Source organism: Streptomyces sp. NPDC057638 (assembly GCF_042800315.1).
Taxonomy (GTDB): Bacteria; Actinomycetota; Actinomycetes; order Streptomycetales; family Streptomycetaceae; genus Streptomyces.
In genome coordinates this window covers 1-5,225 of the sequence record NZ_JBHVHF010000427.1, presented here as the reverse complement: position 1 = coordinate 5,225, position 5,225 = coordinate 1, and the positions used below count along the sequence as shown (strand labels likewise).

At 74.0% G+C, this 5,225-nt stretch carries 5 protein-coding genes; 3 read left to right on the top strand and 2 right to left on the bottom strand.

The genetic code is table 11. The annotated features are described in order from the left end of the window. Positions 1 to 80: 80 nt before the first annotated feature. Complete coding sequence (locus tag ACFVIM_RS32510; protein ID WP_384309179.1) at positions 81 to 1,325, bottom strand: MFS transporter; 1,245 nt, start codon at positions 1,323 to 1,325, stop codon at positions 81 to 83. A 111-nt stretch (positions 1,326 to 1,436) separates the two neighbouring features. On the opposite strand from ACFVIM_RS32510, the gene ACFVIM_RS32505 reads away from it, so the two are divergent. Next, positions 1,437 to 2,372, top strand: a complete 936-nt coding sequence (locus tag ACFVIM_RS32505) for a LysR family transcriptional regulator (RefSeq protein ID WP_384309176.1) — start codon at positions 1,437 to 1,439, stop codon at positions 2,370 to 2,372. Positions 2,373 to 2,721: 349 nt separating this feature from the next. Then, positions 2,722 to 3,393, top strand: coding sequence for a restriction endonuclease (locus tag ACFVIM_RS32500; protein WP_384309174.1), 672 nt, complete (start codon positions 2,722 to 2,724; stop codon positions 3,391 to 3,393). A gap of 456 nt (positions 3,394 to 3,849) precedes the next feature. Here ACFVIM_RS32500 and ACFVIM_RS32495 read toward each other — a convergent pair whose 3' ends face one another. Next, entirely contained in the window at positions 3,850 to 4,494 is a 645-nt protein-coding gene (locus tag ACFVIM_RS32495; RefSeq protein ID WP_384309171.1) for a class I SAM-dependent methyltransferase, read from the bottom strand. An 85-nt stretch (positions 4,495 to 4,579) separates the two neighbouring features. On the opposite strand from ACFVIM_RS32495, the gene ACFVIM_RS32490 reads away from it, so the two are divergent. After that, a complete protein-coding gene (locus tag ACFVIM_RS32490) occupies positions 4,580 to 5,212 on the top strand; it encodes a helix-turn-helix domain-containing protein (RefSeq protein ID WP_384309169.1) in 633 nt (210 codons plus the stop codon). Positions 5,213 to 5,225 lie beyond the last annotated feature (13 nt).

Genomic DNA, 5,225 nt, shown 5'->3' with positions numbered 1-5,225 from the left:
TCGCCGAGGGGCGGCGGGTGTGTCGCTGACCAGGGTGTCCGATGCCCGGGGCCGCTCCCGCCAGGCGGCGGGGGCCGGTGTCACCGTGGCGCGGCGGAGGTACGGTCCCCTCCGCGCAGCCCCACGCAGAGGGCCGCGCCCGTCAGCGCCGCGGCGCCCCACAACAGCGCGGTGACACCGGCCGCCTCCACCACGACACCACCGAGGAACGCGCCGACGGCGATGGCGGCGGTGAAGACCCCGACATAGAGCCCGGTCACCCGCTCCACCCGGTCGGGCGCCGAGCGGGTCAGCCAGATCTGGCCCGCGACCGACAGCCCGCCGTACGCCGCGCCCCACAGCGCGACACCGACGCCCGTGGGCGCCGCCCACGAGCCGACGAGCGCGAGCAGCGCGATCGACGCGCCGATCCCGGCGGTCAGGGCCAGGACCGTGCCACGGGCGCGGCGGGCCGCCAGCGCACCGGCCGCGAAGTTGCCGACCAGACCGAAGACCCCGTACACGAGCAGAACCACGGCGATACCGTCCGGCGTCAGCCCCGTACGCTCCTCAAGGACGGGCCGTACATAGGTGTAGGCCGCGAAGTGCGCGGTGACCAGGAGCAGGACCAGCGTCAGCGCCACCCGCACCGGCCGGGTGCGCGGCGCCGCTCCCGCCACGGCACCGCTCGGCGCGGTCGGCGCGGTCGGCTCGCTCGGCCGGGGCAGCCGGGGCAGGGCGAGCAACAGGGCCACGGCGAGGACCAGCGCGGCGGCGGCCAGCGCGGCGAACGCCACCCGCCAGCCGAAGGCATTGCTGACCAGCGTCCCCAGCGGCACGCCCACCACCGAGGCCGCCGCGACGCCGCTGACGGCGACGGACACCGCCAGCGCCGCGTCGCGCGCCGCCACCAGCCGGATGGCGACGGCGGACGCCAGGCCCCAGACCGCGCCCATCCCGACGCCCAGGATCACCCGGGAGACCATCAGCGGACCCACGTCCCGCGCCACGGCGGTCAGCGCGTTGCCCACGGCCAGCACCACCATCGCGCAGGCGAGCACGGCACGCCGGTCGAGCGACCCCAGCAGCCGGGGCACCACGGGCGCGGTGACGGCGGTCACCAGCCCGGTGACGGTCAGGCTCAGCCCGGCCGTGCCCTGGCCGATCCGCAGATCGTCGGCCATCGGGGAGAGCACGCCGACCGGCAGCATCTCGGAGCTGACGACCACGAACGTACTCACCGCCAGCACGACGACCGCCACCCACCGCCATGACGTGGTGCGCGCGAGGGGATCGAGGGGGAGGGGGCCGGAGGGACGAACGGGGGTCGGTGCGGGGGATTCCATGCCCATCAACCAACCAGCGGACCAGGGCGGGAACAACGGCGATCTGCTCACCGTTCGATGAGCGAGAGTGATCGATCAGCGACACGCCGCCGTCGCGGAAACCGCCGGGGAATGATGAACCAGGTCCATGTCCAGGAGCTCGAATGCCTCCTCGTACTGGCCGAAGAGCTCCACTTCGGCCGCACCGCCGCCCGGCTGGGCTGCTCCCAGAGCCGGGTGAGCCAGCTCATCGCGGCCCTCGAACGCCGGGTCGGCGTACGACTGGTGGAGCGCACCAGCCGCAGGGTGGCACTGAGCCGGTTCGGCGCCCAGTTCGCCGACGAGGTGCGCCCGGCCTACGACGCGCTCGCCACCACCCTGGCCCGGGCGCGGGAACGAGCCGCCAGCGGCACCCTGAGCCGGGTGCGCGTCGGCTTCCACGCCAGCGTCTACGAGGAGCTCACCGAGGCGTTCCGGCGGCTGCGCGGCGGGGACGATGTGGCGATGGAGCTCAGCGAGATCCCGTGGGGCTCCCCCTTCACCGCCGTACGGGACGGCAGGCTCGACGCCGTCGTCGTGGAGGCGCCGGTCCATGAACCAGAGCTGACCATCGGCTTCCGCTTCCCGCCCGAGGACCGGCTGCTCGCGGTCGCCGCCGCGCACCCCCTGGCGGACGCCGGGCGCGTCGACGCCGAGGAACTGGCCGGCCTGGACGTCCTGCACCCCTCGGGCGACGCCCCTGACTACTGGACGGCGGCCCAGGCGCCGCGCGCCACCCCCGCGGGCGTACCCGTCCGGTCCACCACGGGCGTCTCCTCCGTCCACGAGGGCCTGGCCCGGGTCGCGGGCGGCGAGTACGTCATGCTGGTGTGCCGACCGCTCTCCGAGCGGGCCCTGCGCGGCGATGTGCGCTACCTCCCGCTCGACGGACTCGGCGAACCGTCCCGCATGGTGCTGGTCTGGCGCACGGACCGGACGAACCGCCAGCTCACCGCACTCGCCGGACTCCTCCACGAGACGTTCCACCGGACGACGGCGCGCCCGGAGGGCCACCCGCCACGGCCGTGACGGGCGGCGCGACCTCGCCGGCGCTCCACGGCCGATCCACGGGCCGCTTTCTGCCAATCCCCGCCGACCCGCCCCCGCCACGGCCGCCCCCGGGCTACACAGGAGGCCGTCGTGGGGGCGGGGTCGCCGCCCGGGAGGGAGGGCGTGTGCCGAGGCTCCAGCAGGTGGTGGTGCGCGCGGCGGCGATGGTCCCGCGACCACGACGCCGCGTACCGGTCGGCGGCGGGACCGGTGAGAGGCCGACCGCCGCCACCGTCCTGGCACCGGCGATCGGCCTCCTCGCCGCCGTACGACGGGACCACCCCGGCCCACCCGTCCGGCCGGGCCCGGGCGCCTCCCGGGCGGTCCGATGAGCCGCCGACGGCGGCCGGCCCGCCGTGGCCGGGGGAAGGACCCCGGCTGGGAGGGAGCGGGCCTGGCGGTGCTCGCCGCGCTCGCGCTGTGGAGTCTGGTCACCGGAGCGTTCCGCTGGCTGGCCGCCCATCCCGCGGTGACCGTGCTGCTCCTGGCCGTCGTGGGTGGCGCGCTCGGCCTCTGGACCCGGTCCCGGTGGCGGCGGGCCCAGGGGGAACGCGTCCGTCGGCACGGGCTCCGCTATGTCCTGCCCCAGCTCGACGGGCTGCACCACCGTGAGTTCGAGCACGCGGTACGCGATCTGATGCGTCGTGACGGATGCTCCGACGCCGTCCAGGTCGGGGGAGCGGGGGACAACGGAGCCGATGTGAAGGCGACCGACCCCTTCGGCCGTCTCTGGGTCATCCAGTGCAAACACCGCAGGGCCGGTCTGGCCGGAGCCGCCGTCGGCACACCCGACCTCCATGTCCTCAACGGCACCGGACGCCCCGTCCACCACGGCGACATCATCGTCCTGGTCACCAACGGCCGCTTCACCACGAAGGCCGTCGACTTCGCCCGCTCCCAGCACCTCCATCTCGTCGACCGCACCCTCCTCGCCCAATGGGCGGGAGGCTCCACACCCCTGTGGGACCTCCTGCCCACCCAGCCGCCACCCCTGCCCTGAACCGGTGACCGCCCAGCAGGCGCGATCCCGGATCCGGCCGACCGGGTTCCCGCGCTCGTGGACCGGGCGGCGGGGCGGTGACGCGGGACCGGGCGCGGCCGTCGGGCGTGATGGGTTCAGGTCTGGGGCGCGGGGGTGGACGTGTCAAGGAGGTCCTGTAGTCGGTAGCGTGACGGGGAGTCGGATGGTCGGGAAGGTAAGGGAAGCCGGAGTGCAACCGAAGGAAAATCGAGTTACCGGCCGGTAGAACCCCAGGTCAGGAAGTATGGATCCCGCGTGTGCGGGGATGGTCCCTCCTACGACTCGATGTGGGAGACCGACCCGCAATGGATCCCGCGTGTGCGGGGATGGGCCGCCCCCCGAGCCCCGAGGGCGGTCAGCGCGGCCGGTCGTGCCGTCGATCAGTTCGCGGAGGATGTCGGCGTGGCCGACTGTCGCGGGTGGCATGGGGTCTCCTCACGAGGCGTCGTCGCCATGGGTGGTACGGCGGATGATCAGGATGTGGTCGACGACCTCGGCGGTGCGTCCACCGGGTCCGGTCGCGGTCCGGCGGGCGGTGTCGGCCCGCTCGACCGTCCACCACCGCGCGTCCAGGCCGATGTCGGCGGCGACCTCATCGGGGGTGGGGTACCGGGTGCCGGAGCCCCGGTCCCATGACCAGGGCGCGCTGGACCCGTGGTCCACGACGAGCAGCCGCCCGTCCGGGCGCAGCGCGTGTGCCGCCGTACGCAGGACGGCCGACCGGTCCAGGTCGAGCGGGGTGTGCAGGTAGTGGGCGCTGACGAGGTCGAACCCACCCTGTGGGAAGGTCTCGTTCAGGTCGTGGCGTTCGGCGGTGATCCTCTCCTCCAGCCCGTGCGCGCGGGCGAGGCGGGCGAGCCGCTCGGCGACCACGCCCGAGACATCGACGGCGGTGACGCGCCAGCCCTGGCGGGCGAGCCACAGGGCGTCACCGCCCTCCCCGCACCCCAGGTCGAGGGCGTCGCCGGGCGGCAGGTCCGTGACCGTTTCGGTGAGGCGGAGGTTCGGTCGTGGTTCCGTGGCCGCCGTACGGTCCGCGTAGAACCCGTCCCAGAACGTGGCCGCTTCCGTGGTGTTCATCGTCTCTCCATCTGTCGGGACGGCCAGTGTTGCCAGGACCCCGGCGATCCGGCACGTGAATGTGCCGTTCTGGCAAGATGGCCCGATGGACCCGGACCAACGGGATGTACTCGCCGCGGTGGGGCCCCGGTTGCGCGCGTTGCGGCGTGAACGCGGGATCACCCTCGCCGATCTCGCCCTGACCACAGGGGTGTCGCAGAGCACGCTGTCCCGGCTGGAGAGCGGACAGCGCCGGGCGACGCTGGAACTGCTGCTGCCGCTGGCCCGTGTCTATGACGTTCCGCTGGACGATCTGGTCGGTGCCCCGCGCACCGGTGATCCCCGGGTCCATCTGAGACCGATACGGCGCCATGGGATGGTCTTCGTTCCGCTGTCCCGGCGGCCGGGAGGCACACACGCGTTCAAGATGATCATTCCGGCCCAGTCGCCGCCGCGGGAGCCGACCCCGCAGACCCATGAGGGCTTCGAGTGGCTGTATGTGCTCAACGGCCGACTGCGCCTGCTGCTGGGCGATCGGGAGCTGACGCTGTCGCCCGGTGAGGCGGCCGAGTTCGACACGTCCCAGCCGCACTGGCTGGGTACCGCCGACGGCCGGGCGGTCGAACTCCTCATCCTCTTCGGCCCGCAGGGAACCCGCGCGCACCTGCGCGCCTCGCCCCGAGAACCTGAGCCCCGAGAACCTGAGCCCCGAAACCCCGCGCCCCGCAGCCCCGGGTAGCCCGGAGCGGGCC

Bases quoted from the DNA above. Each gene is read 5' to 3' on its own strand.
- ACFVIM_RS32505 (WP_384309176.1), top strand. From the start codon at position 1,437: ATGATGAACCAGGTCCATGTCCAGGAGCTCGAATGCCTCCTCGTACTG.
- ACFVIM_RS32490 (WP_384309169.1), top strand. From the start codon at position 4,580: ATGGACCCGGACCAACGGGATGTACTCGCCGCGGTGGGGCCCCGGTTG.
- ACFVIM_RS32500 (WP_384309174.1), top strand. From the start codon at position 2,722: ATGAGCCGCCGACGGCGGCCGGCCCGCCGTGGCCGGGGGAAGGACCCC.
- ACFVIM_RS32510 (WP_384309179.1), bottom strand. From the start codon at position 1,325: ATGGAATCCCCCGCACCGACCCCCGTTCGTCCCTCCGGCCCCCTCCCC.
- ACFVIM_RS32495 (WP_384309171.1), bottom strand. From the start codon at position 4,494: ATGAACACCACGGAAGCGGCCACGTTCTGGGACGGGTTCTACGCGGAC.